Genomic DNA, 24,220 nt, shown 5'->3' with positions numbered 1-24,220 from the left:
CAATGCAGGTTCGCAGCCTTTTTAATTGTCCTGAACTAAAAAAATATCTAAATAAATTTGCTTTTTAACGGTATAACTGATGCATAAGTTGACTTTTAATGCCTTTGTTTTCGAATTTGTTTAATCGCATTCTGTAATACCGATAATTTGGAAAATACGATGAGGACACTTGAAAAACAAAAGAATGAGCTATAACTTTAACTTTTCTGCCTGCTGTACATTACATTAAAATTTTAGTTTTGCTGCTCCTTACCATTGATCAATATGAAATATTTAGCTGCCCTATTACTTTTAATTACCGCCAGCTCACCAGTTACTGCACAAAACATTTCTCAGGTAGAAAGCAAGCTGCACTTTTTTAAGGTATGGAATTATGTAAAATATTATCATCCCGCTATAGCCAGCGGTATGATAAACGCGGATACATTATTCTTGCAGAACATCAGCACTCTGGATAATATTAAAACAACAGGTGATTTCAATGCTTTCGTAGGTTCTTTTTTAGATAAGCTTCCAACTATTGAAGTTGTGAAAGCATCTAAAACTACCGGTAAACTGCTGGCCATAAACAAAGATCGCAAATGGTTCTCCTCGGGCAGGCTGTTTAATGGTGATAACAAAAAAAGGCTCACTGCTATTTTTGAGAACCGTTATACCGATAGCATACATCATTACATTCCTAATATCCGCTACAGCGCTGAGATACCAAACGAGCCGGAATATTCCTTCCCGGCAACTGAAAATATTCCTTATAAATTCCGTATGCTGACCCTGGCTAAGATACAGGGAGCGGTGGATTATCTATTTCCGCATAAATACCTGATGGATAAAAATTTTGACAGCCTTTTAAGGAAAAAGCTCCCGATAGATGCTGCCAGCAAAACCCGTCAGGAGCATGAGACTGTTTTGCTGGAACTGGTTGCTGCATTTGATGATTCCCACGCTTTCAAATTCATTAAGCAGGTCAAATTCAGGGACAAAATTTTCAAGAACAGCTTTTTTCCACCCTTTAAGTATGCCGTGTTTGATGACAGGATCATTGTAACCGAAATTATCCTGCCGGACTATTGCGCTAAAGCGGATCTCAAAGTTGGTGACGCAATTGTAAAGGTCAACGATGAAACAGTCGCTGCCTTAGTGAACAGGACAGCGAAATGGCTATCGGTATCCAACAGGCCAACCTTACGCTTTCATTTATCAGACTATCTCAAGAACCTTATCTGGCACTCGGAGTCAAAAGATTTTGGACTTGCTGTTAGGCGAAACGGTTCTGGAAATTTGAAGATTGTCGATTTTATCCACAACAGGGATTCCGATAATGTAAAAAGGCTTACGGACTACATTAACAATGCAATACCCGATAGACGGACCGATAGGAACCTTGACATACTCCCTGGCGACATCGCGTACTTTAAGATCGGGGAAACCTTCCGCTTTATCGAGACCGTACCTGATGATAAAGCCCTTAGTACAATGGATAGCATCCTTGCCGTTGCAGCCCGCCAAAAAGGGATTATACTGGATATGCGTAATTATCCCGACTGGGGCGGTTTTGTATTTACCTTTTTTAAGAATTTTGGCAGTTACCCTAACCGCTTTGCCGATTATTTTGAGATCAATAAAAAAGAAGTTGGCACCTTTATCCTTAACGATAAATACGAGACGTATAACCATCCTGATATCAAAGCCGATGGTGGCTCTTATAAGGGAAAGATGGTTATCATCGTAAGCCCTGAAACATTAAGCATGAGTGAATGGAACGTAATGAACCTGCAAAGCGTTTTTCCACAAAGTATCACCATAGGGGAACAATCGGCTGGTGCGGATGGTGATGAAAAAATGTTCATGCTGCCGGGCGGCTATAAAATGAATTTTACAGGTAATGCCATATTTTATACCAATGGTACAAATGCCCAGCGTAAAGGTGTACATATAGATAAATACATCCCCTTAACACCGGAAAATCTGCTAAATACTAAAGATTACCTGCTGGATGAAGCCATTAAACTGATTAAGAAATAAGTCTTTAGTAGAATTAACCATAAGCGAAGGAAAGTTGAGGCGACTGTATCCAGGTTCCAATTTGTTCTAATCAAACTTCTCTGCCACATTTCTAAAATCAAAACCACTTAATGAGACATCTATTGCCCTGGTAGTTTTTATATCACCGTTATCGGTATGCTTGTAAAAAGTGACGCTTTTGGCAACCCACTCTTTGCCCTTCAGGAAAAAGTCGGCATCCATTGAATGTGGCCCGCTCATAAAGGTCAGCGGCAGGAAATCTCCTTTAACTTTTCGCAGCGCCATGATATTTCCTTCTTCCAGGCAGCGCTCAAATTGCATATTCCCACTTTTATCCCTTATCGAAATGCAGTTGCTTCCCTCAATGCTGGCTGTTAGGTTACCGTTGCCTATTACAAAGGAGCCATCCACCTGGTCACCTGCATCCGCAGTTGTCCCGCAGTCGGATGCCGTACCCTTCGATTTTTTGATAGTTATTAGGTGGGTTTTATCTACAAAGAACTTCTCAATTTCAAGGCCATCGCCTTCTTTGATCACCCATTTCGATATGCCGCTTTGCTTATCTGATCCGATTAACTTATAATAGGAAGTACCGGTCTTGTCAAGGTAAATAACGGCCGTGTCGACCTTAATCTCACGATGGTCTATCTTACTGCCCGCATCCTCCATAATTCCCTTATGCAAAACAGAATCAGCAGTAAGCACAATCGTTTCACTGCCATCACCGCAATCCAATAGCACGTACTTACCGCCACTCTCCCTTACCATCGTCCAGGTTCCTGTTAATACCTCTGGAGCATCATTTTGGCTTGCCTGGCTGTTCGGGTTTTGGCAATCGGTAAATAAGCCTGTGAGCAGGCTGATGAAGGTTAAGGACAGGTATCTTTTTACAGTATTCATTTGCTGAAATTTTGCTTAGGTTATTGGATTTTTAGTGTATCGCTTGTCATTACTGCTTCTTTTCCTTTAGAAAATAGCCAGGTAGTTTGGGCATAATGGGCGCTGTCGTTCTTTATAACTCCCAACCGCATCCTTGCACGTAATGCCTTATTCTGGCCGGTTAAGTTCCCGTCTGCATTTTGGGAGGCGGACGGGTAAAGCAGGTCTTTATACTCTTTCAGCTTGCCGCTTTCATAAAAGAAGATTGTCAGGTTTTTTGCCTGCTTTAACGCATTACGGCTGTAATGCTTATGGATATAAGCCAGCAGCGTAGTGCGAAGCGCATCAGCTTTTATCTGGGATGACTTACTGATCTCATAATATTGGAATACCCCATCACTTGGAAAAAGGCGCTTATCCAGCCCCCGGCGGGTAAACATTTGCCTGTTAAATGCGTCATCTATGGGCTTGATCTCCATTCCGGGATTGGAACAAGCTAAAAGGATCATCATACATACTGGTATGCTTAGGTAAAAAATGGACCGGCTTTTATTCATGCTGAAATAAGTACGGGTAAAATACTAATGCTTCTGATTCAATAGAACTCTTACTAATTACAATCTTGAAAGGCATTTTGTTCTTTCCAATACCGTGCTGCAATGGGCTGAGGCTGTTTTGATCTACCTGAGTTGATGATTGTTTTTCATAAGTAAAACGGCTAAAAAATGCAGCTAAGTTATGGCAAGGCCAGCCGAAAACCAAAAGACTAAAACCTTCCTTAGCGATACAGGTCTCTCCGAATGCAGGAAATGGCATTTCGAGGGAATTTGTTTAACATGCCTGAATGATTACCTTTTTATCCGCCCCAAGACCGTATTGCAAATGATGGTTTTGAATTCACAATACTTATATGATATAGAATGAAAAGCCGCTTCTGTGGTACAGAGCGGCTTTGTTCATTTATAATTATTTCTTATAAACTTTAAAAAGACGAGGATGTTAAAAGCGGTATAGATACCCAAGGGAGAAAAAGAAATCGGCCTTCAGTTTTGATACCGTTACATTGTCAGGCTTAACAGTAAATACTTCATCGGGACTAGATAAGGCACTTCGGCGCTCTACGTAACCTGCAATCACACCTGCATCAAGCGTAAAACAATGTTTGGTGCCAATGGCTAGCCCACCTCCGGCTAAGAGGCGTGGCTTAACCTTCTCTCCAATGGATATACCAGGACCAATGCTACCGTGGATGCCCAGCCATTCGTACTTTTTAATGCGTGTACCCACCCGAAGTAATGCAGTAATACCAATTTCCCTTTTGCTCACCGATTCCTCCCGGGCCCTGTAGTGCGTTACTGAATCATTCACTGCAAAGCCTTCCAGCGAGTAAACTTCGTCGTATAATTTTGATGTATAAAAAGAAACGCCTACCCCGGCGTAACTTAATTTCGATGCCGGGAAAGTTACAGAAGTCCTATATGTCTGTAATTTATAGGTAGCGGGATCTCTTGGTTCGATAGTAATATCTACGATTGCCTGTTCCTTTGTAAACTGAAGTGGCATTGACCTATAAATGGTATCTGCATTGTTTTCTGCATGTACAACACTTGTCATTAATTCTTTTACCTTATCAGCGCTGACGGTCGCCTGAGCTTCACTACAACTGGTTACCAATGCTGTAAATGCTGCTTTTATTTCGGCATCAGCAGTTTTGAGGTTTTCTTTAACTGTTGCTTTTTTTTCCTCAATTTCATCTTTGCGATCTTCAGAAAATTTAAGATAATCCTGTTGCCCTTTGAGTATTTTAATCTGAGCCTCAGCAATTTTATTACGAATTTTAATAATCCCAGCTAATGCAGTACCGTAATTGTAACCTTGTTTATTGGTGGGTTTTACACGGAGCTGTTCCAGCGTATACTGATAAGACTCCAACTGGAGGGAATCGATCGATTTACGGATTTGTTGCAAGATGGCTAAATGTCCAGTTAACTTAATTTTATACTCTGCCATTGTATCGCCGACAGGTTCTGATAATTTAGTCCCACTTCCATTTTTTAGAACCGTTGTAGTTCGTGGATTTATACTGGCGATCAGTGTACTAATTGTTTCTATTGGAAAAGTACTGAAACTTGGCATTTCTAACGCTTTTGTAAGGGTGGAATCTGCATGATTGATTGACACCTTGTACAAGTTCTGGTTTATCCCATTAATAACGACTTGGTAGTATTCACCTGGCTTGATTTTTTTTAATGATTCAGGTTCGATAATTGATTTACTTCCAAATGAAAATGAAATTGGGATAACCTTTTTACTGTCTGTTGTTTCTTTTTCCTGGGCTGAAACTGTTCCTGATAAAGTTAGAAACAGTAATAATGCTAAGAGTAATTTTTTTTTCATGTAAGGTGATTTAAGGTTGTGATGTAAAACTAAAGTTCACAGCAATTTAATCAGAATTATCCGTTAATAAAGCTTTGAAAAAGAGATATTTAGTGCATTTCATCGACTTTTGCAATTCTATTGCCGATTCTCTGCGTGACCGGGGCTATACGCTGTATCAACTGCGTACTGTTGGATGCCACTGCTATCCCGCTATCGGGTCAGATCATCTTGCAATAAGGATCAACTTATCGCGGTAATCTGTAGCTTACTCTTGCGATTTACAGCCAAGATATAATATCGAAGTTTTTCATTCGAAACGGCTAAAAAGGCAGCTAAGATAGGAACCGGCGGAAGCTGCGCGCGCATAATGGCTGCGCCACCCTTCGGGACTTATAGCGCTCCGCTTTTCCTTCACCCGGTTCCTGGCCTCTTGCTTTCTTTTTTTCCGTTTTTTTTTTTGAAAAACATTTGTGTTTTGAGGGAGGCAGACGGCTTTAAAAAAGGGATACGTGAAAAATGTAAAACTTAAATTTTTTAGTCATGGAAATCGCAGGACGTATTACAGCAGATGCTACCGTAAAGACGGTTGGCGGGGACAAAGAGGTGGTTAATTTCAGTATTGCCATCAACGACAGCTACAAGCCCAAAGGCAGTAGCGAGTACAAAGACGTAGTGACCTACATCAATTGTGCCTATTGGCTAAGTAGCAAAAGGGCAAAGGTGCTTAAAAAAGGTGCAGTGGTACAGGTAATCGGGCGTATCGGCATGGACGTGTACAATAACATGGACGGGCAGGCAGTCGGAAGCCTGACCTTCCATACCAACGACTTTAAGGTGTTGAGCTATGCTAAAAAGGCCGAAGCAGCAGAACGGGCAGCCATAGACCTGACCACTCAGGGGCAAACCACCGCAGCACCCGAAGACGACCTTCCTTTTTAAATCTTAAATCATTCAATTCTTTAATTATTAAATCTTAGAAATCATGGCACATAACATAAATCATAACGAGATAACAGGGATGGACAGCTTTTTTAGCGTAAAGCAAAAAGCATGGCACGGATTGGGTCAAATCGTACAGGACTACCCCACAAGCAAAGAGGCGATTGCCTTTGCGGGACTGGATTACGAGGTGGATAAACGCCCCAATATACACCACTTGCCAAGCGGGTTAAGTGTTACTTCCGACAGTAGTTTCTATACCTACCGCACCGATAACGAAGCGATTTTGGGCGATAAGGTCGGCAAGGATTACCATATCGTACAGAACAGGGACGCCTTTAATTTCTTTGACAGTATCGTGGGCGGTGGCGATGGAATCCTCTATGAAACCGCAGGGGCATTAGGCAAAGGGGAACGCATTTTTATTACCGCTAAACTGCCGGGCTATATCCGTGTGGGCAAAGATGATGTAATTGAAAAATACTTATTCTTAACAACCTCCCACGATGGGACGGGAAGTATTACCGCAGCCTTTACGCCTGTGCGTGTGGTATGCGCCAACACCCTTAACGCAGCCCTGAACAATAAGACCAATACCGTGCGCATTCGCCACACCGCAAACGCCAAGGAACGCTTGGAACAGGCACACAAAGTAATGGGTATCGCCGATACCCTGTCCCCGCAACTCGAGGCGATTTATAACGACTGGTCAACCGTGCGTATTTCCGACAAGCAAGTAAAAAGGCTCATTGAATTGGCATTAGCCCCCAACAAGGAGGTGTTGAAAAACCTGCACGAGGGTAACGAAGAAGAACTATCCACCTGCTTTACCAATATGGCAGACAGTGCATTTGAATATGCTATGGCGCATCCCACCCAACAAATGGCGACCACCGCAGGAACGGTGTTCGGGGCGTACAACAGCGTGACGGGCTACTTTCAGAACCTTCGCAAATACAAGGATGATGATGCCAAAATAACTTCCCTGCTTATGGGAGGTACGGGGCAACAGCGTGCGCAAACCGCATTTAACCTGTGCGCAGGTTTTGCAAAGCACGGTGCGGATATTTTAAACTTCAACTAACAACAAGGGGGCAACCGCCTTTGGTGGTTGCCCCCTTAAAAAATAATTACAATGGCAAATTGGTGCAGCAATACGGTTGTTTTTGAGGGGAATCCTCGGGCAATCGAACAGATACAAGGGCTATTTAGGGCAATAGCGGACAAACAGAAAATAGAAGACGCAGGGTATTTGCCTGATTTTAATACCACCCGCAATGGACACTTCTTTGATATCTATTGGAATGAAGGTGATATTGGGATATTCCAGTACCTGACAAGATGGGCGCCTAATATCGAAACGCTGATAGAGATAGCGGATCATTACCAAGCCACATTTACACTTGGTTATGAGGAAATGGGCTGCCGTGTATATGGTCTGGCAACGTATCGCAACGTCGTACTAACGGACATCTTTCTCGAACACGATGATTTTGAAACCTACTGGTTTAATGAGGAAACAGATTTGTACCATTTCGAGGGCGAAACCTATGAGAGCGATTGTGAAATACTGGAAACCTTATTAGAACGGAAAACAGCAAAATGATAACAGGGATGGGCAGCAAACCATGCCCGTCCCATAATATCTATACGCCATGAAAACATTGGAAGTTATGACAAACGTGGAAAAAGCGGGGGTACTATTTGACCTGTTCCCCCGCGAAATACCCGAATTCCTTGATGCGATACATGGCATGTGCCAGGCGGTAAAGGAGGACGAAGATGGACATAAAAGGGCATGGAACAACGGCTTTTTGAACTGGGATTTATGGTTTGCCTTGCTTACTGAAGCAGAGCGGAAGATAAGGCGTTACAAAACCAAAATGGCTAAAAATAAAAGGCTGTTCGCCGACCAGTTATTCGATGGTTATGTGGTCATGTACACCGTGCATTGCCTGACCAGTTACGCCCCGACAAGGCAGCTCGCCAACCGAAAATTTACGCTTGCCGTCGATTTACTATTTAACCCTTAACCTTTACCATCATGGAAACGATAACAGCATTTATAACAGCACACCATAAAAGCCTTAGCCTTATGGCTATCGCTGTGGTAATACGCCTGTGGGTAAACAGGCGCAGGTTTTACCGCAGGGGCTTGGGCGGTAGGCAGCATTTCAGCAGCTACGGCAAGGCAATATTTACGACCCTTATCGAAAAGGTACTGATGCTCACATCATTTCTTTTCATTGTAGCTGCTATACTTTTATTTATCACAGGACATTAATAACAAGATTATGGAAACGAACTTTTTTCAATCTATTGCAGCCCTACAGGTTCAGGGCGGGTGGAATATCAATATCACAAGTGAAAATACAGAAAGGCTGATTGTATCGGTACTTTTCTACGACGACAAGGTGGGCGACGATGCGCGAAAAAAAGTACCGCCCATCATTTTAAGGGGTACGGTTGCCGAACTGGACGAGGGATTTTTTGATGCCGTTGCCAATCCCGTGCAACAAACCGCAGCCCTGTTTACCAATATGGAAAGTTACCTGAAACAGCGGGAACAGGCAAAACAGGCCTCACAAATGGAAAAAGAAAAAACGGCTAAGGCGGATAAGGATAAGACCGACAAGCAGAAAAAATATGAGGAAGCCCTGAAAAAGGTGGACGAACTCGAAGCGGAGGGCAAGTATAAAGAGGCGTGGATGAAAGTGCCATCCCCGCAGGATTATCCCGACGAGGCTGAAACCCTGCGCAGCCGTAAGGCAGCACTTTCAGCACAATTCGCACCCGATTTATTTAACGAACCAAAATCCGAATAGCCATGTTAATAGCCACGCAATTACAAAGGGTATTTTCCTTCAAGGATAAAGGGCAGGACATTGAACTTGCCGACCCGTCAGGGGCTTTTAGTCCTGAGGCAGTACTGAATTTCTATGCCCAAACCTACCCCATACTTACTACCGCCACCATACAGGGGCCTGTAATTAATAATGACCAGGTGCAGTATAAATTCATTACCCAACTCGGCACAAAAGGATAAACCATGAAAACGGAATTAGTAACAGGGCGTATCACCCCGCCCCAAAAAGAAACCCAATGGAAACTTTATCAGCAAATAGGCGCATTCGTAAAAGACCTGAACAGGCTACCCGATGCGCAGGAGGTACAGCGCAACAAGGCGGTGGCAGCCCCGACCCACTTACTGCCGATGGTTTTTTAAGGCAGCAGTTCCTGCCCCTGTATGAAGCCTCAACGCAAACACCCGACCAAGCGGATGCCGAGCATCAGTTTTTTAGTTGCCTTTCAACGCTTGCCAAGTCGAAAGGCTTCGTCCTTCAGTTCTTTGATGATAAAGCCTATCCCTATAACATTCTACTGGCGTATGATAATGCGCAAAGGCAATTGCGCAATTCAGGGCAGGATGCCGGGCTATCCATCAAACAGGACGGTACGGGGAAATTGCAACTGGAAGTAAATAATTCGTATGCTACAGGGAGGACATTGCACTATATCCCCGTATTACCCCTGTACAGGCTCATGCAGGATTTAGCGCAGCGGCAGACCGCAGAACTGCTGCTCTCTGTATTTGCCTATCTCTATCACGTAGCCCGATTGCCTTTTTATACCGAAGAGGACAGTTACCTATTCGGCTATTACGAATGCCTGAAAGAATGGTATGAAGAGGGCGATGAACAGGAAAACAGCCTTACAGGCGAAACCACCGCAGCTTTAAAAAATGGCGAAACGGTATTGGAGCAGGTTTTTGACATGCGCCACCTTGATAGCTTTGCAGCGCGTGTTGCAAGCTTTGAAACAGGCGGTTATCTCAATTGGTCGTGCCTGAATGTCGCCAAAAAAGCATTGGCACTCTTTCAGGAGTACCCCGAACAAAACATTTTCCGCAACATGGTTTGCGATATACCTGAAGACGAGGATGAACCGATTGTTGAGGCTCACCAGTACATCTCCTTTATCTCAGATACTTCAGGCAGCCTGTTCGAGCAGATAAACCTGATGCTCAACGATGCATTCAACGAGTGCTGCGAGATGGAACAGCCCGCATTGATCGAGGTTTTTGATACGGAAAGTGTCCCTGAGGGAAAGGGGCTTGATTTTGAGTACAGGCTCTTTGCGCTGCTGAATGATTTATGTACCCTTTTAAATGAACTCCCATGAAAAATATAACCGAGAACTTTGGTACACTATACCATCCCGTAAAAGCTTTTGTGGTTTATGAGAATAAACAAAGCGATGCGGATAGCAATATCTATGTCGAAGGCTATGATATGGATAGTAATGGACACCCTATCAATGCGCACCCTTTAAGCCTTACTGAGAGCAGACAATTGGCTAATGCCTTGGATGCTTCATCGGAATTAAAGCGAAACTTTCTAAAGCCTAAAGGCCTACTGCCTAAGAACGTACTGTACATCAATCCTGACCACAAAGGTTTTGCGCTGTGGCATACGCCTAAACAATACACAAACTTATATTTCGACGAGGCGCTGACCATCCCAAGCGGAAAAGTAGCCCTACCGGCGCTATTGTGGAAAGCATCAAAAACCACCCTTAAAATATTTGCCTTAGCCGATGATACCACAATCAGCGAACTGACCCCGCTCTACAAAGCACCCTTTTTCAACATCTATGACGATGGGCGGGTTTGCATGGGTACGGTTAAGGTTGCCATTCAAACCGATTGCATGTTAGAGGAATTCATCGAGCAATGGCAGCGGTATTTTTTTGAAAGCTATTTCAGCCACGTTATTGGTGGGCAAAGCCCCGTAAAGGGCAATATCATACAATTGTGGCAAAGCTTGGCAGGGACAAAAAAACAGTTCCCCACCAAAGCCCTCATCAAAAAAGGTATAACACTTAAACAATTACTGCAATGAACACGCTACCTCCCATCCACTATACTGATAATTATTTGCTCAGCCCGACCAACCCGATACTGGTAAACCTTATCGGGGCAGGTGGAACAGGCTCTCATATGCTTACCGCACTTGCAAAAATAAACTGTAGCCTCATTGAACTGGGACACCCAGGCTTACAGGTCTACTTATATGATGATGATGATGTAGTAACCGAGGCGAATAAGGGCAGGCAGCTTTTTGCAGTTACCGAAATTGGTTTACATAAATCTGTGGCGTTGGTAAACAGGGTCAACCGATTTTTTGGCACCAACTGGAAAGCTGTTACCAAGCCTTTCCAAAGAAAGATGATGCGCAACCTGCCCATGCGTGGCAGGGCAAATATCTATATTTCCTGTGTCGATACCGTATCGGCACGCTTTGACATTGCCGAGACTTTATCAAACTTAGACGCAAATAACACGTTTGACAATATTAAGCCACTCTACTGGATGGATATGGGTAATGCCCGTAAGTCAGGTCAGGTTATACTATCGACCATTTATCGTGTTAAACAGCCAGACTCACAAAAGTATAGGGTGGTATCTTACCTACCCTTTATTACTGAAGAATTCGCAGAACAGCTTTTGGCAGAAGCGGACTACAACGAGCCGAGTTGTTCTTTGGCTGAGGCTCTTTTAAAACAGGATTTGTTCATCAACCCCGCACTGGCGGATTTGGGCGGCTCGCTGTTATGGAGTTTGTTCCGTGAAGGGATGACCGCCTACAGGGGTTTTTTCCTGAATCTTGCCAGTTTTAAATCAGAACCTATAGCGGTGGGCTAACGCCTGCCGCCCCTAAGTTGTACAGCCCCCTCTACATCAACTTTTTAGTTCATGTAGAGGGGGCTGTAATGTTATCTCGAGCTTTAGAATTTCAATCATACATTAAATCTTTTATACATATCCTATCATAATATCATAATGTTCAGCTTTTTGACTTTAAATGAGGAATTAATTTTTATACGAATGGCTGTCTTAATGATATTTTGCGCAAGATAAATACCACTTTTAGCCTAAATTTGACAAGTCAAAGAAAGAAAAGTCATGAACTTCGGTGAAAAGATAAAGGAACTAAGAGAGGGTCAAGGTTTGCTACAGCGTCACCTGGCTGCTAATTTGGAAATAGACACTCCAATGTTCAGTAAAATTGAACGTGGTGAACGTAAAGCTAAGAGAGATCAAGTTTTGCAATTGGCAACACTACTACATACTGACAAATCTACTTTGCTTTCTCTATGGCTGGCAGATCAAGTAATTGACTTATTAAAGAGTGAACCTCAAGCAAATGAGGCAATTGAAATAGTAAAAAAAGAACTAGCAAAAGCATGAGCATAAATATTCTGAAATACGAATCAGACGTTTGGCGTACAGCCGATTTACTGATTGGAGCAGGAATCAAACAAAGCGATTTTCCTAAATATATGATGCCTTATTTCGCCTTATTGATGGTAGAAAGCAGGTTGATAAGAGAAGCAAAAAGATTAGAGGAAGAAATAGGCAAAGAAAGCATTGAGGATTTTGTGGAAGAGTTCCAGTTAGCAGGACTAGGATATAATGACTACATCATTAGAAAAGGCAAGTCCTTAAAAGATATTTGCAAAAATGACAAAGCCTTTGACTCAGATTTCCACCTTTATTTAAAGTCGTTTGACCCCGAAACCAAATATTTATTGGGAGTTGATAAGGGAACAGAAGACGAAAAGTTTCTGGACATTTCAGGCATAAGCGGTCAGCTCAAAAAGAAAAGAATATTGTTTGAAACTGTACAGGCTTGGAGTGAGATAGATCTTACCCCTTTTAATAACTCTGAAATCACCACTCTTGAAGAACACATAAAAAGAAAGTGGGCAGATATATCAGCAGAAACCGCCGGAGAGCAATATACTCCCGACGATATTATTTCACTTATCTCTGAACTTATTGCTTCAAAAATTGAGGATAATGGCAAGTTCCTTACGATATATGACCCTACTTGCGGAGGTGGCAACTTACTCTTTGGTGTAGAGGATAAAATCAAAGAGAAGTTCAAAAGACCCACCAAAACATTCGGTGAAGACTGGAGCGATAGCCTTTATGCATTGGCTAAGATTGAAAGTCGTTTTAGGGCAGATTCAGAAATCAAATACGGCAATACGCTTACTAACATATCTTTCATTGAAAAACGCTTTGATATAGTAGTTGCCAACCCACCTTACGGTGTAGATTGGAAAGGCTACCAAAAAGATATTCAAAACGATACTACTGAACGTTTTGTGGCACTTCCCTCTATCTCAGATGGTCAGCTCCTATTTACGCAACATATCTTATATCAATTAGCTAATGACGGATTTTCGGTAGTCGTTCACAACGGCTCTACTCTGTTTAGCGGTGATGCCGGAAGTGGTGAAAGCAATATCAGAAAACACTTTTTTGACAATGACTGGGTAGAAAGTATCATCCAAATGCCTACGGATGAATTTTTTAATACTGGTATCTATACGTACCTCTGGATATTTAACAAGAATAAACCAGCGGACAGAAAAGATAAGGTAGTCCTTATTAATGCAAGTGAGCTTTACGAAGGTCTGAAAAAGAGCAAGGGTAAGAAGCGTAAACAAATGAACCTTGACAACAGGAATGAGATTGTAAAAGCGTTTACCGAGTTCAAAGACAATGAATTTTGTAAAGTATTCGATAAATGGCATTTCTACTACAACAGACAGAGCATTATGCTTACTAATGTGGATATAAATGGCAAATTCATTGAAATGCCCGTTAAGGAAAATAAAGGAGGAGAAAAAGTAGAAACAAAGTCTATCAAACTCGACCCGGTAAAAATTACCACGACGAACGAGGGCGGCGCTGTTACTTTTAGAGAGTTTGAAATCACCGCATTTGATAAGTCCAAGTATTCCTCATTAGAAGCAAGGTTCAATGAGGAAATAAAACCAAATATTGCTGCACTGGATTATAAAGAGCATAACATTAAAGTATTCACAAAAAAGGCGGCCTATTGGTATGATTCGGATAAAGACACAATTGTTGAGGAGATTGGAGGCAAACAAACCGAATTAGGTTGTGGAAAAATCGTCATCAAATCATCTTTTAAAAAGGCATCTACATCAAAGAGTCCCTCAATAATTATTACGGTTGAACTAAGCAAAGACCTGCAAAAGGACTATGAAATTATCCCCTATTCACCGGGCGATATGGAAAACAAGAAATGGATAGCCAATTTCATGGCTAAATATGTGACAAAGCCATTTGCGTACGTAGACAATGTAATTGGGGTGGAAATTAATTTCAATAAAGTATTCTACACTCCTGAAAAACTTAGGGACGTTGCCCAAATCAATCGTGATTTAGAAGATCTGGAAGAAAAATTAACGAAACTTGAAAAGGCATTCGCTATATGATGAGGTATAACAAATATAAGGATTCTGGGTTTGATTGGCTGGATCAAGTTCCCTCCGCTTGGAAGGTGTTGCGAGTTAAAGATATCACAAATAAAATCGGAAGTGGTGTTACACCTAAAGGCGGCAGCGAAGTTTACGTTGATTCTGGTATTCCCCTTTTAAGAAGCCAAAACGTCTATGATGATGGTTTAAGAATTGATGATGTGTCATACATTGAGGAGGAAATACACCAAAAGATGAAAAGCTCTCAATTAAAGCCCTATGACATTCTTATAAATATTACCGGTGCTTCAATTGGTAGGACCTGCATTGTTCCTGAAAGTCTTCCCAAGGCAAATATAAATCAGCATATCATTTTCATAAGAACGAAGAAATCTTTAGTGCCCTTTGTTTCTTATTATTTTAAAACGAATACGTTCAAAGAATACATTAATTTGATTCAGGCAGGTTCATCAAAAGAAGCTCTGAACATGGGGCAGACTTTGAGTACTCCTATTCTCATGCCAAACAGTAATGAACAAATCTCCATTGCCAACTACCTCGACACACAAACCCAAGCTATTGACGAAAGAGTAGGATTGTTAGAAAAGAAAACATGTTATTATCAGAATTTACGAAAAAGCCTTATTAATGAAACTGTAACGAAAGGGCTGGATAAAAATGTTGATTTAAAAAAAAACGAACTTGGCTTTGATACTCCTAAAAAGTGGATTAGATACAGGTTAAAAGATTTGGGCTTTTTGTTTAGTGGACTTTCCGGAAAAAGCGGTGATGATTTCAATCAGGATGACAATCCTGATAATAAAGGCTTTATTCCATTCACCAACATTGCCAACAATACCTATTTGAAGCGAGATCATTTGGGTACAGTAGTGGTCTCTCAGGGTGAAAAACAGAACAAGGTAAAAAAGGGTGATATTTTCTTCCTAATGAGTTCAGAGGGCTATGAAGATATTGGCAAGTCAGCAGCTTTAGCAGAAGATATTGAGGAAATCTATCTCAACAGTTTTTGCAAGGGCTATAGGGTAAACCCACGCAAAACTAATCCCTACTTCCTGAACTACCTGATGCTTTCAGATTATTATAGGCAATTGCTTATTGTGGAGGGTAAAGGCTTTACCCGCATAAATTTAAAAATGGAGAAAGTTAATGACTTTTTGGTTTACATTCCCGAGGTACTTTCTGTTCAAGAAGAGATTGTAAAATTCTTGGATAATAAACTGGAAACTATTGCTAAAATCATTACTAACATTCAAAACCAAATAATCACCCTTAAAGAACTGCGAAAAACGCTCATTAATGATGTGGTAACTGGTAAAATCAAAGTAATCAACGATTAAGATGAAAGAATTAGATCTACAAGATAAATACCTTATCAATTTCCTTTGTGAAAGGCCTGACGGTCTGCTATACAATGAAGCCAAAGCCAACACGGTATCTTCCAATTTCTTCATCCTCGAGGATTTAAAACACTTCATTTCAGAAACGGAACTGAATAAGGCGAATTATCGAAAACTGCTTAAGAAATTCAGTAGTGAAAAAGACCTACTGAATGCTTTTACGCTTTTTCTGGACGAGAAAGTGAAATCGTCCATGAACATGGCCATCTTTATTAACACCAATAAATCGGTCACATTTGAGGGCGTAAAGCTACATTTGTTCTATCCGAGTGGCAGCGAGTTTGAGGAAGACAAACTGTTTGACCAGAACGTCTTCTCTGTTGTTCAGGAAATGCCCTACACCTTCAAGTATGAAGGCAAGCAACATTTTTCGTTCCGGCCTGATTTATCCTTTTTCATCAACGGCATTTACTTAGGATATAGTGAACTTAAAAGCAACTGGACAAATCAGACTGCTACCAAAAACGGACGAAGAAAAGTAAGCAACGATTACCTGAATGCGGTTCAGGAGTATTTAACCATTGCCGACAAGAATGACCTGTCCCTATCTATTCGTAAAGACTTTTTAAAGATATTTGAAAAGGCTATTCACATTACTTCTACCGATATTTCGGAAACCTATGTAATACGAAACATTTCTAATCAATTTGATGAAATTAAAACCACGGTGATCAACGGTAGTTATGATTTTGAACTGTACGAAAAGAAGATACTAAAAGATTTTAAGCCATATCCACTCCGTAACAAGGAAGCATTCAAGACGCAGCGTTTTGAAGAGGTTTTCAAAGCCCTTTACGACAAGAAAATGATAGAGAAGGAAATTCTCTATTACAATTTTATTGAACGTGAACTGATTAAAAAGGAAGGCAGCAAAACCAAAGAGTACAAGCACAATGATGGTCGGCTAATAAGCCCCAGGCCAAAACAAAAGTTCGGAACTGATAAAGTCCTTTCTAAAATCAGTGAGTTTCTAGAACATGAAAATGAGCCGGAGTATTTCATAAAGAAGCTGGATGCAGAACTGAGAGCTAAAGGAATTGGCGAAAACCAAATCAAAGACTTAATCGCTAAACGCCAAAAATATCAGAATAATAAGACTGTTTATTCACTCTTATTACAGTATGCAGCAGGATTCGGGAAAAGTAATATTATTGGTTGGACAGCCCTGCAATTAAAAGACTTACGCAAAGATGGCGTTTATGTTTACGATAAGGTGATGTTGGTTGTAGACAGGTTACAGCTCCGAGACCAACTTGATTCAAAGCTACATAACATGAATATTCAAAAAGGAATGTTCATCGAAGCCTCCGACAAGAAGAGTTTTTTGACTGCACTTAGTAGTGATAAAAGGATTGTTGTTGTCAACCTGCAAAAGTTTACCGCCGTAAATAGCATCATGGATGAAGCGGTAGTCAAAAAGCTATCCAAGCTAAGAATAGCCTTCCTGATTGATGAAATCCATAGAAGTAACAGCGGTGTTCAACATGAAGAAATGATAAGCGTGTTTGACGAACTACAAAGCAGTTTTGATCAAAGTAAAGAGTACCAGGTACAGCACACCAAGAAAAATTTAATTGTTGGCTTTACTGCGACCCCCAGCGATCATACCTTAGCCCGATTTGGAGAATTTAATAAATATGCCGAATCTGAAAAAATTTGGATTCCATTCGATAGCTATACCATGCGGGAGGCGATTGAAGATGGTTACATTTTAAATCCAATTAGGGGTATAGTTCCAGTTTCTGCAAAGATGTTTTTTGAAATTCCTGACAATGACCTTGAAGGTTTTGAAGGTGATTTAGGTTACGGATTTGAGGAAATTCCCGATAATACAGATACAGGCGTTGATGAAGAAGGAAAGAAATATGCAATACGTAAAAAGAAAATATACGGAAACACACAGCGTATCAAGGCAATATCCAAATTCATTGTTGAACGCTTACTTTCATCAGTGTACCCCAATATAAGAGGTACAGCAAAAGCAATGCTTGCGGCTTCCTCTATTCCTGCTGCAATAAAGTATAAAGGTTATATTGATAAATACTTTGAAGAATTAATAAAGGACAAGAAATATGAGCGTTTTGCGGACGCTCCCATATATATCGTTTATTCTGATAGCCAAGAGCATAGAAGTGCTAATGGTTTAAATGGAGGTATCAATGAAGAAAAGGTACTACAGAACTTTGCAATTAAGAAAAACGGATTAATCATAGTAGTTGACAAGCTTCAAACAGGATTTGATGAGCCTAAGCTGCATACACTTTTCCTTGACAAAGAAATCAGGGGTATCAATGCCATTCAAACGATCTCAAGAGTAAATAGAACCGCTAAGTATAAGAATGACTGTAAGATTATAGATTTTTCATATAAAAATGTCAATGTAAAAAATATAAAGGCAGCTTTTGAACACTTCAGTAATGTGGTAGTTTCTGATTTTGATCCATTGGGTGATGAGGAAAAACTGGTGGACTTGTTTAAGGAGCTAAACACGCATTCAATCTTTAAAACCAACTTTCCATCCTTTACAACCTATCACACCTCAAATCCTGAGGTTGCGTTAATTATCGCCATTGAGGATGCAATGGACGATTATATCCGCAACTCTAAGGAAGAAGCAAAGAAGTTAAAGGAAAAGATATTAGCTTACTTTAAAATCCTTAATCTTATTGAGTTTGTAATAGAACTACACCCGAAATACACCGAAATACTTCTGTTGAATTTTTGGCGTAAATACAACATACTCTACAATCAAATCAATAAAAATTCAGAGATTATTGATGATGTAGAGATATACTTCGATAATCGTATCGGAATAATTGCTCCTAAAGAAATTAGCACGAAACCCGTTGTGGCTAAATCGGCTGGTGAATATGAAGACAAGAAGTACAGGTACAACATTCTAAAAGTAATTGAGAAACGAAATCAGGAAGAAGAGGCTATTGCTGAACTAATAGCAGAATTTGAAAGTAAAATTACATCATTATTTGAGTTCATTAAGCAAGATGAAACAGGTCAAAGGCTTGTTGCAAAGATAAATGATGATGGCACCGCATTTTCTCAGGATGAAATATATGCTGACTTCTCAAGAATATACCGAAAATTCTCTATAAGAAATAAAGAGTTGGGCGACTTCTTCATTCGGGAAACTAAAGATATTCTAAGTCAATTGTGTGACGACTTCGAGAGAACCTTGAAGGAAAGCATTTCCAAAAACACAATTATTGAGATTGCTGAAGGCTACATTTATCTCGCTACAGATGACTTACTAGCAGCTCAAAACATCTTCGTAAAGTATAGCCATTTTGCTGAGGCATTGGGTTTTGAAATTACTGATGAAGGCACATTCGAGCAGGGTTCCTGGATAAAGAAGGGGATTAAAATGGTTCAGAATTTTTTCAAGCATGAGGAGGCGCAGGAAATATATCAAAAAGGCAAAAGGAGTTTAGAACTAGCATATATAGAAAAGGTGCAGGCTGAAATTGACGGCTTAAAAGTTGGTGCAGCAGCCCAGCTTTTAGAGAGCGTGAAAGGCACTTCCAACGTGGCACTTAAGCTTGGATCCATTGTACTAATAAAAGCAGAAGCAGAAGGTAAGGAGCAAACCTTAATATTTGACCTAACCGATAAACAACGTCAGAATCTCGAAAAAAATGGCTTTTTGCTTAATCGACCGCAAGAGCTTTTGCAATATCTAAATAACTAATGCCTAATGTGCTATTGAATTTAATGTGAGAGTCTTAAAAAGATCAAAATGTTTGCATAAATAAGATCACGCTTTGACACGCTACTCCGAAAAAATTAATACCTAATTCGTTATATTATTAAGTATGCCTAAATCAGAACAAGTTTTAAAAAAGATTGAGATACAAAAGCTGAAAAACTTAATTGACTTAACGATTGATTTTACAGAACATCCTCTTACTGCAATTTTAGGTCCAAATGGAAGTGGTAAATCAACCATTTTACACGCGCTTTCTTGCGTGAATAATCCGGTTAACATCCCTTTCCCGACAATTAATCATAGACTAAGTGAATTTTTCACACCTACTACGCACTCAGTTTGGACAGGGAGCAGCTTTGATATTACTCAAGATTATAGAGATGGCCAAAATGTAACTTCGAACCATTTAACACGTTTTCGCAAGCAGAATGAGAGATGGTCACCCAGATATGTGACTAGAATTGAAAGATATGTTTCTTTTATAGGTATCAGAACATGTGTTCCTAGAATTGAAAGCGAAACTCAACGAGCAAGAATACAATTCAATACAACTCCACTTAATGATAATATATCAACCAGGGTAAGACTATTAGCCGGTGAAATCATGGATAGAAATTATACTTCATACAATGAGCATAGAGCTGGTGCTGGAAAACGGTATATAGGTGTGTCAATTGCTGGTATTGATTACTCTTCGTTAAGTATGGGAGCGGGGGAACAGCGAATTTTTTATATACTTTCAGAAGCAATAAAAGCTCCGAACTATGGACTTATAATAATAGATGAAATCGATTTGCTATTGCACCAAGATGCTCTTTTTAGATTAATCGAAAAATTAAATATAATAGCTGTTCAAAAACATCTTCAGATTATTTTCACTACACATGCCCAATCCCTTTTGACACTAAATAATGTTGCTTTCCGTCATCTTTTCCAAACGCCCTTAAAAACACTATGTTTTAATAAAACAAAACCGGACGCCTTGCAGCGGTTAACTGGGCACCAAATAAGACCTTTAGAAGTTTTTGTAGAAGATGATCTGGCATATACTCTTGTAAAAAAAATATGCTCAGAAGAAGGTCTGTCTAAATATGTTTCTATAAAAGAGTTTGGAGCTGCGATAAATTGTTTTACCTCTGCCAGCGGCGCAATATTAAATAATTTAGATAATCAAAATAATATGTTGTTCGTGCTCGATGGAGATGAGTATAGCACCGATGATGAGAAAAATGATAAAATAGGCAGGGTGCTAACGGGAACCACCCATGTAAACAATGTACAGAGGCAGACGGCTTTTAATAGGATAACACAATTTGTACTTCCAAATAATACAAAACCCGAGCGGTTTTACCATCACTTAATTTGTAACCTTGGCGATCAAAACCTTAGTGTCGAACAACTAGAAATTGTGCAAGTGGCAAGACAAATCGGTAATCCTGGAGATGCACATAAGTACTTTGATGATATTATTATTCGGATGGATTTCACTCGAGATGTTGGATTAAGCAAACTTGTAGATTTAGTTTCCCTAACATCAGAGTGGCCAGCTATTAAAAGTAATATTAAACTTTGGCTAGATAGTAAAAGAGAAGAGGTTATTGAACAATAATCAGTTACTTTTGGTTTTGTTATAATGTAAAGTGAAACGCCGTATGTACCTTGCAGGCATCTATTTATTATTCGATTCAACTATTACCTAATCAACTTCATTAATGTTCCTCACTCGTACATTGGGCATATTCTTGAAAATGTCCTGCATATATTTTCGATGATTGGCACCCGCAATAACGACTACTTTCTTCGCCCCTGCCTTTCTTGCACTGTTTACAACATTATCACACATACCCTTATTTCTCATCATCCACCAATGTATTTTTGAAAGCATTTCTTCTTTAGGGAAGTTCTTCATGTCATACATCTCTGGCAAATAAAAATCGCCTGAGGCAGATATTGCAGAGGCTTCATCTGTGTTTAACCATTCCGTCACATTTTTTGAAGATTTCTCAACACTTTCATACTTTTCAAAGCCTTTGTTGATCTTAGACAATTGTGGTTTTATTCTCTTGCGAAAGGTCGATATCGTGTCTTTTCTGGATAAATTGAATTTTGCATCGAATGCCGCCCAGGAAGCTCCCCAGTTTAAATCATAATCCTGGCAATCCATTGAAAGCAGTTCGCGCATTCCCATTTCACGCATTATTGGAAATGCGATGAAAGCATATTCCGAGGTTTTTAGCCTTTTCATACTTCGCCCTGTTGTATCTAGTCGAGGGCTAACTACATTGTTGACATAATTTTCAAGTTCGGCGTTGGGTTTATGCTGGAGATGATCGAAAACCTGCCAGAACTGGTAATGGCCATTTGCCACATCCTGATCAAGGTAATAGGCATGGGCCAAGTCAACCTTTGCACGATAGTCATCGGGTTTCAACAGGGTTAGTTTTTTCAAACTGTCAATTGTCTTTAGCAGCAACTCATCTGTTATGTTTCGATTGATCCTTAACATTTTTAGCCGCTTGATATTGTCCTGTTTACACCAATAATCCATCACCAACCGCTCGTCTTCTTTACTCACAAACTCACCAAAAAAAACATCAGGCCTGAACTTTCTAATTTTATTGTGTATGCTGGCAAAATCCTGCTTTTGGTATTTGCTGTAGTCATGGGAGACACCTATCAATATAATATCAAGGTCTTGCGCCCTGGCATTTATTGCAATGAAGAAAATTATACAAAGGATATACTTCATGTTAACCTACGTCTACAATACTGTCAATAGGAACATTGGTCTCAATGATAAGCGGTTCTTCAACTGCAATTTCGATCACGCCATTATTACAGTAGTGGTCTCGCACTTTATTCCCAATCCAATAAGGTGCAGTCTGTTGGTTGTATTTAGGCTCCTGCGAATCATGGCTGAAATTATATTCTTTTGAATGGTAGCTTAAGGCATGTACGCACTCGTGAACCAGCATAGATGCGAGATTACAGGAACTCCTATGGAGTGCATTTACATTACCCCATAATGTGGTAGGATAATCTGGATCAAACGCACCACCCACAGTTTGTGGCCTTTTGTATTCTTTCAGGGTTAAATCTAAGTCAATGCTGCCGAATAGTTCTGCAATTACTATAGGAGAAATGTCTGATGGTACACTCTCATCAAACGGTGTCTGCCTGGAAACAATAATATCGTAAAAAGCAACATCAACTACAATCTTATTAGCGAGTGATACAGCATCTTTGAACTTTTGGATCTCCCCTGTGTAGGTAATTATTATAGACATAGCACAAAAATTAGTGGTTTATATATGGCAAGAGAATTTACGGAAATAATACAACATTAAATACCTATTACTGGTTATTTAACTAACAGCAAATTAATACCCGAAATACACCGCCGATTTTAAATAAAAATCGGCGCTTTTGTGCAGTTTTTTATTTGTTACGCTGTCCTTCACTTTTAAGGTTTAATCTGTACATACTTTACTGGTAATTTAATTTGATTGCGGATATATTTAAGAAAATCCGCTTCCTCCGCATTCAGAGCATTTGGCCCTGCAACAACGAGTTCAATTTTACCGCTTTTGGTTTTCAGTGCCTCATAAGAATACGCAAATAACTGTCCCAATCCCTTTACCATACATTGCGCTGGCCACCGATCACTCTTAATCTCATAGAGTATGCTCTTGTCTGGAAGGCGTACAAGAATATCAACCCAATTCAGCTCCATATGCACGTTTTCTTCGCCATGTTTTTCACATAGGTTTTCATATAGAGAGTTTTGTATATGGTTATGGAATTGATTTGCAACATATCCTTCAGCTCCTTTGCGAGGCTGCGGCGATGTTGCTTTTAAGTCTGTAGCTTTATGGCTCTTACTTCTTTTACGCTCCTTTGGCAACTTGTCGATTTTGATACGATGCTCATGATAGAGACGCCTCATGTATTCCACGACCGTCTCAAAGATTGGCTTGTGCTCCATTAAAAACTCCTGCATTTGGAAATAGGTGGTTTTGCGATCAATATCCATCCCCTTTTCTCTAACTATTAGCTTCAAATTCGTTTGGCTGAAGATAGGAATCAGTCGATTATCAGAGTATAAATAAGCCACCTTCCAGCGAAATAGCGAAGGAAGACCAAAACTCTCAATGGCGGTAAAATCGCCATCTATAGCTAATTTGGCTATCTCACATACCTCCTTTCGTACTTCGGCGAATGCCCTTTCCGCACTATCAGTGCTATTATTGTAGCGGGGCAGCCAAGTATAAACTGAGTTTGATTTATTGGTCTTTGGCTTTTTCGCTTTATTCTTTCTCTTATAGATCCCGAATTTTATCGAATTTAATCCTTTAATGCTACCGAGGGGGCGCGTCTTAGTCTCCACATATTGGCAGAATGTTTCCTTATTGCCCACATCATTATATTCTTCCAAAGTCATAGCCATGAGTTCATCGATTGGCCAGTGGCGCAAAAAATCAGTGAGCATTTCTATGTCGGCTGCCCGTTGTTCAATTAAATTTGTGTTCATAAGGATAGTTTTTTTAAGTCTCTAGTAACCAGA

Annotated in this window: 23 protein-coding genes; 16 read left to right on the top strand and 7 right to left on the bottom strand. The window is 40.2% G+C overall.

The annotated features are described in order from the left end of the window. Nucleotides 1-264 precede the first annotated feature (264 nt). A complete protein-coding gene (locus FMM05_RS20105) occupies nucleotides 265-2,022 on the top strand; it encodes a S41 family peptidase (RefSeq protein WP_143375221.1) in 1,758 nt (585 codons plus the stop codon). A 66-nt stretch (nucleotides 2,023-2,088) separates the two neighbouring features. Here the strand turns inward: FMM05_RS20105 and FMM05_RS20100 are convergent, their stop codons facing one another. The 4 genes from FMM05_RS20100 to FMM05_RS20085 all read right to left on the bottom strand — a co-directional run bounded on the left by FMM05_RS20100 (nucleotide 2,089) and on the right by FMM05_RS20085 (nucleotide 5,298). Beyond that, complete coding sequence (locus tag FMM05_RS20100) at nucleotides 2,089-2,922, bottom strand: hypothetical protein (RefSeq protein WP_143375220.1); 834 nt, start codon at nucleotides 2,920-2,922, stop codon at nucleotides 2,089-2,091. A 20-nt stretch (nucleotides 2,923-2,942) separates the two neighbouring features. Next, entirely contained in the window at nucleotides 2,943-3,413 is a 471-nt protein-coding gene (locus tag FMM05_RS20095) for a hypothetical protein (RefSeq protein WP_143375219.1), read from the bottom strand. A 37-nt stretch (nucleotides 3,414-3,450) separates the two neighbouring features. Next, nucleotides 3,451-3,717 (bottom strand): hypothetical protein, encoded by a 267-nt coding sequence (locus FMM05_RS20090; RefSeq protein WP_143375218.1) that lies wholly within the window; start codon nucleotides 3,715-3,717, stop codon nucleotides 3,451-3,453. Nucleotides 3,718-3,900: 183 nt separating this feature from the next. Further along, nucleotides 3,901-5,298 carry a hypothetical protein gene (locus FMM05_RS20085; protein ID WP_143375217.1) on the bottom strand — a complete coding sequence of 466 codons (1,398 nt, stop codon included), beginning with the start codon at nucleotides 5,296-5,298 and terminating at the stop codon, nucleotides 3,901-3,903. 522 nt (nucleotides 5,299-5,820) lie between these two features. On the opposite strand from FMM05_RS20085, the gene FMM05_RS20080 reads away from it, so the two are divergent. From FMM05_RS20080 to FMM05_RS20010, 15 genes are all read left to right on the top strand, one after another. Continuing rightward, a complete protein-coding gene (locus FMM05_RS20080; protein ID WP_143375216.1) occupies nucleotides 5,821-6,219 on the top strand; it encodes a single-stranded DNA-binding protein in 399 nt (132 codons plus the stop codon). A 43-nt stretch (nucleotides 6,220-6,262) separates the two neighbouring features. Then, nucleotides 6,263-7,303: a DUF932 domain-containing protein gene (locus FMM05_RS20075; protein WP_143375215.1), complete on the top strand. Its 1,041-nt coding sequence runs from the start codon at nucleotides 6,263-6,265 to the stop codon at nucleotides 7,301-7,303. A 51-nt stretch (nucleotides 7,304-7,354) separates the two neighbouring features. Then, nucleotides 7,355-7,825 (top strand): DUF1281 family ferredoxin-like fold protein, encoded by a 471-nt coding sequence (locus FMM05_RS20070; protein WP_143375214.1) that lies wholly within the window; start codon nucleotides 7,355-7,357, stop codon nucleotides 7,823-7,825. 49 nt (nucleotides 7,826-7,874) lie between these two features. Beyond that, on the top strand, nucleotides 7,875-8,252 hold the full coding sequence (locus tag FMM05_RS20065) for a hypothetical protein (protein ID WP_143375213.1): 378 nt from the start codon (nucleotides 7,875-7,877) through the stop codon (nucleotides 8,250-8,252). Nucleotides 8,253-8,263: 11 nt separating this feature from the next. After that, the gene (locus FMM05_RS20060; protein WP_143375212.1) at nucleotides 8,264-8,503 is read left to right on the top strand and encodes a hypothetical protein; all 240 of its coding nucleotides are present in this window, start codon (nucleotides 8,264-8,266) and stop codon (nucleotides 8,501-8,503) included. Nucleotides 8,504-8,513: 10 nt separating this feature from the next. Beyond that, the gene (locus tag FMM05_RS20055; RefSeq protein ID WP_143375211.1) at nucleotides 8,514-9,044 is read left to right on the top strand and encodes a PRTRC system protein E; all 531 of its coding nucleotides are present in this window, start codon (nucleotides 8,514-8,516) and stop codon (nucleotides 9,042-9,044) included. A 2-nt stretch (nucleotides 9,045-9,046) separates the two neighbouring features. After that, complete coding sequence (locus FMM05_RS20050; protein ID WP_143375210.1) at nucleotides 9,047-9,265, top strand: PRTRC system protein C; 219 nt, start codon at nucleotides 9,047-9,049, stop codon at nucleotides 9,263-9,265. Nucleotides 9,266-9,321: 56 nt separating this feature from the next. Further along, nucleotides 9,322-10,401, top strand: a complete 1,080-nt coding sequence (locus tag FMM05_RS20045) for a hypothetical protein (protein ID WP_143375209.1) — start codon at nucleotides 9,322-9,324, stop codon at nucleotides 10,399-10,401. Then, a complete protein-coding gene (locus FMM05_RS20040; RefSeq protein WP_143375208.1) occupies nucleotides 10,398-11,120 on the top strand; it encodes a PRTRC system protein B in 723 nt (240 codons plus the stop codon). Before FMM05_RS20045 ends, FMM05_RS20040 begins: the two co-directional genes overlap by 4 nt. Then, nucleotides 11,117-11,923, top strand: coding sequence for a PRTRC system ThiF family protein (locus tag FMM05_RS20035; protein ID WP_143375207.1), 807 nt, complete (start codon nucleotides 11,117-11,119; stop codon nucleotides 11,921-11,923). Before FMM05_RS20040 ends, FMM05_RS20035 begins: the two co-directional genes overlap by 4 nt. Nucleotides 11,924-12,184: 261 nt before the next feature. Beyond that, a complete protein-coding gene (locus FMM05_RS20030; RefSeq protein WP_143375206.1) occupies nucleotides 12,185-12,469 on the top strand; it encodes a helix-turn-helix domain-containing protein in 285 nt (94 codons plus the stop codon). Then, the gene (locus tag FMM05_RS20025; protein ID WP_143375205.1) at nucleotides 12,466-14,535 is read left to right on the top strand and encodes an HsdM family class I SAM-dependent methyltransferase; all 2,070 of its coding nucleotides are present in this window, start codon (nucleotides 12,466-12,468) and stop codon (nucleotides 14,533-14,535) included. Before FMM05_RS20030 ends, FMM05_RS20025 begins: the two co-directional genes overlap by 4 nt. Next, the gene (locus FMM05_RS20020; protein ID WP_143375204.1) at nucleotides 14,532-15,875 is read left to right on the top strand and encodes a restriction endonuclease subunit S; all 1,344 of its coding nucleotides are present in this window, start codon (nucleotides 14,532-14,534) and stop codon (nucleotides 15,873-15,875) included. Before FMM05_RS20025 ends, FMM05_RS20020 begins: the two co-directional genes overlap by 4 nt. 1 nt (nucleotide 15,876) lies before the next feature. Next, nucleotides 15,877-19,638, top strand: a complete 3,762-nt coding sequence (locus tag FMM05_RS20015; RefSeq protein WP_143375203.1) for a DEAD/DEAH box helicase family protein — start codon at nucleotides 15,877-15,879, stop codon at nucleotides 19,636-19,638. 124 nt (nucleotides 19,639-19,762) lie between these two features. Further along, nucleotides 19,763-21,265, top strand: coding sequence for an ATP-dependent nuclease (locus FMM05_RS20010; protein WP_143375202.1), 1,503 nt, complete (start codon nucleotides 19,763-19,765; stop codon nucleotides 21,263-21,265). 87 nt (nucleotides 21,266-21,352) lie between these two features. Here FMM05_RS20010 and FMM05_RS20005 read toward each other — a convergent pair whose 3' ends face one another. The 3 genes from FMM05_RS20005 to FMM05_RS19995 all read right to left on the bottom strand — a co-directional run bounded on the left by FMM05_RS20005 (nucleotide 21,353) and on the right by FMM05_RS19995 (nucleotide 24,187). Beyond that, nucleotides 21,353-22,405: a DUF5694 domain-containing protein gene (locus FMM05_RS20005; RefSeq protein WP_143375201.1), complete on the bottom strand. Its 1,053-nt coding sequence runs from the start codon at nucleotides 22,403-22,405 to the stop codon at nucleotides 21,353-21,355. Nucleotide 22,406: 1 nt separating this feature from the next. Further along, nucleotides 22,407-22,943 carry a hypothetical protein gene (locus tag FMM05_RS20000; protein ID WP_143375200.1) on the bottom strand — a complete coding sequence of 179 codons (537 nt, stop codon included), beginning with the start codon at nucleotides 22,941-22,943 and terminating at the stop codon, nucleotides 22,407-22,409. 176 nt (nucleotides 22,944-23,119) lie between these two features. After that, a complete protein-coding gene (locus FMM05_RS19995; protein WP_143375199.1) occupies nucleotides 23,120-24,187 on the bottom strand; it encodes a hypothetical protein in 1,068 nt (355 codons plus the stop codon). Nucleotides 24,188-24,220: the final 33 nt, after the last annotated feature.

It is taken from the genome of Flavobacterium zepuense, from assembly GCF_007097145.1.
GTDB classification, from domain to species: domain Bacteria; phylum Bacteroidota; class Bacteroidia; order Flavobacteriales; family Flavobacteriaceae; genus Flavobacterium; species Flavobacterium zepuense.
The sequence above is the reverse complement of the archived record's forward strand: the minus strand, read 5'-3'. Positions and strand labels throughout refer to the sequence as shown.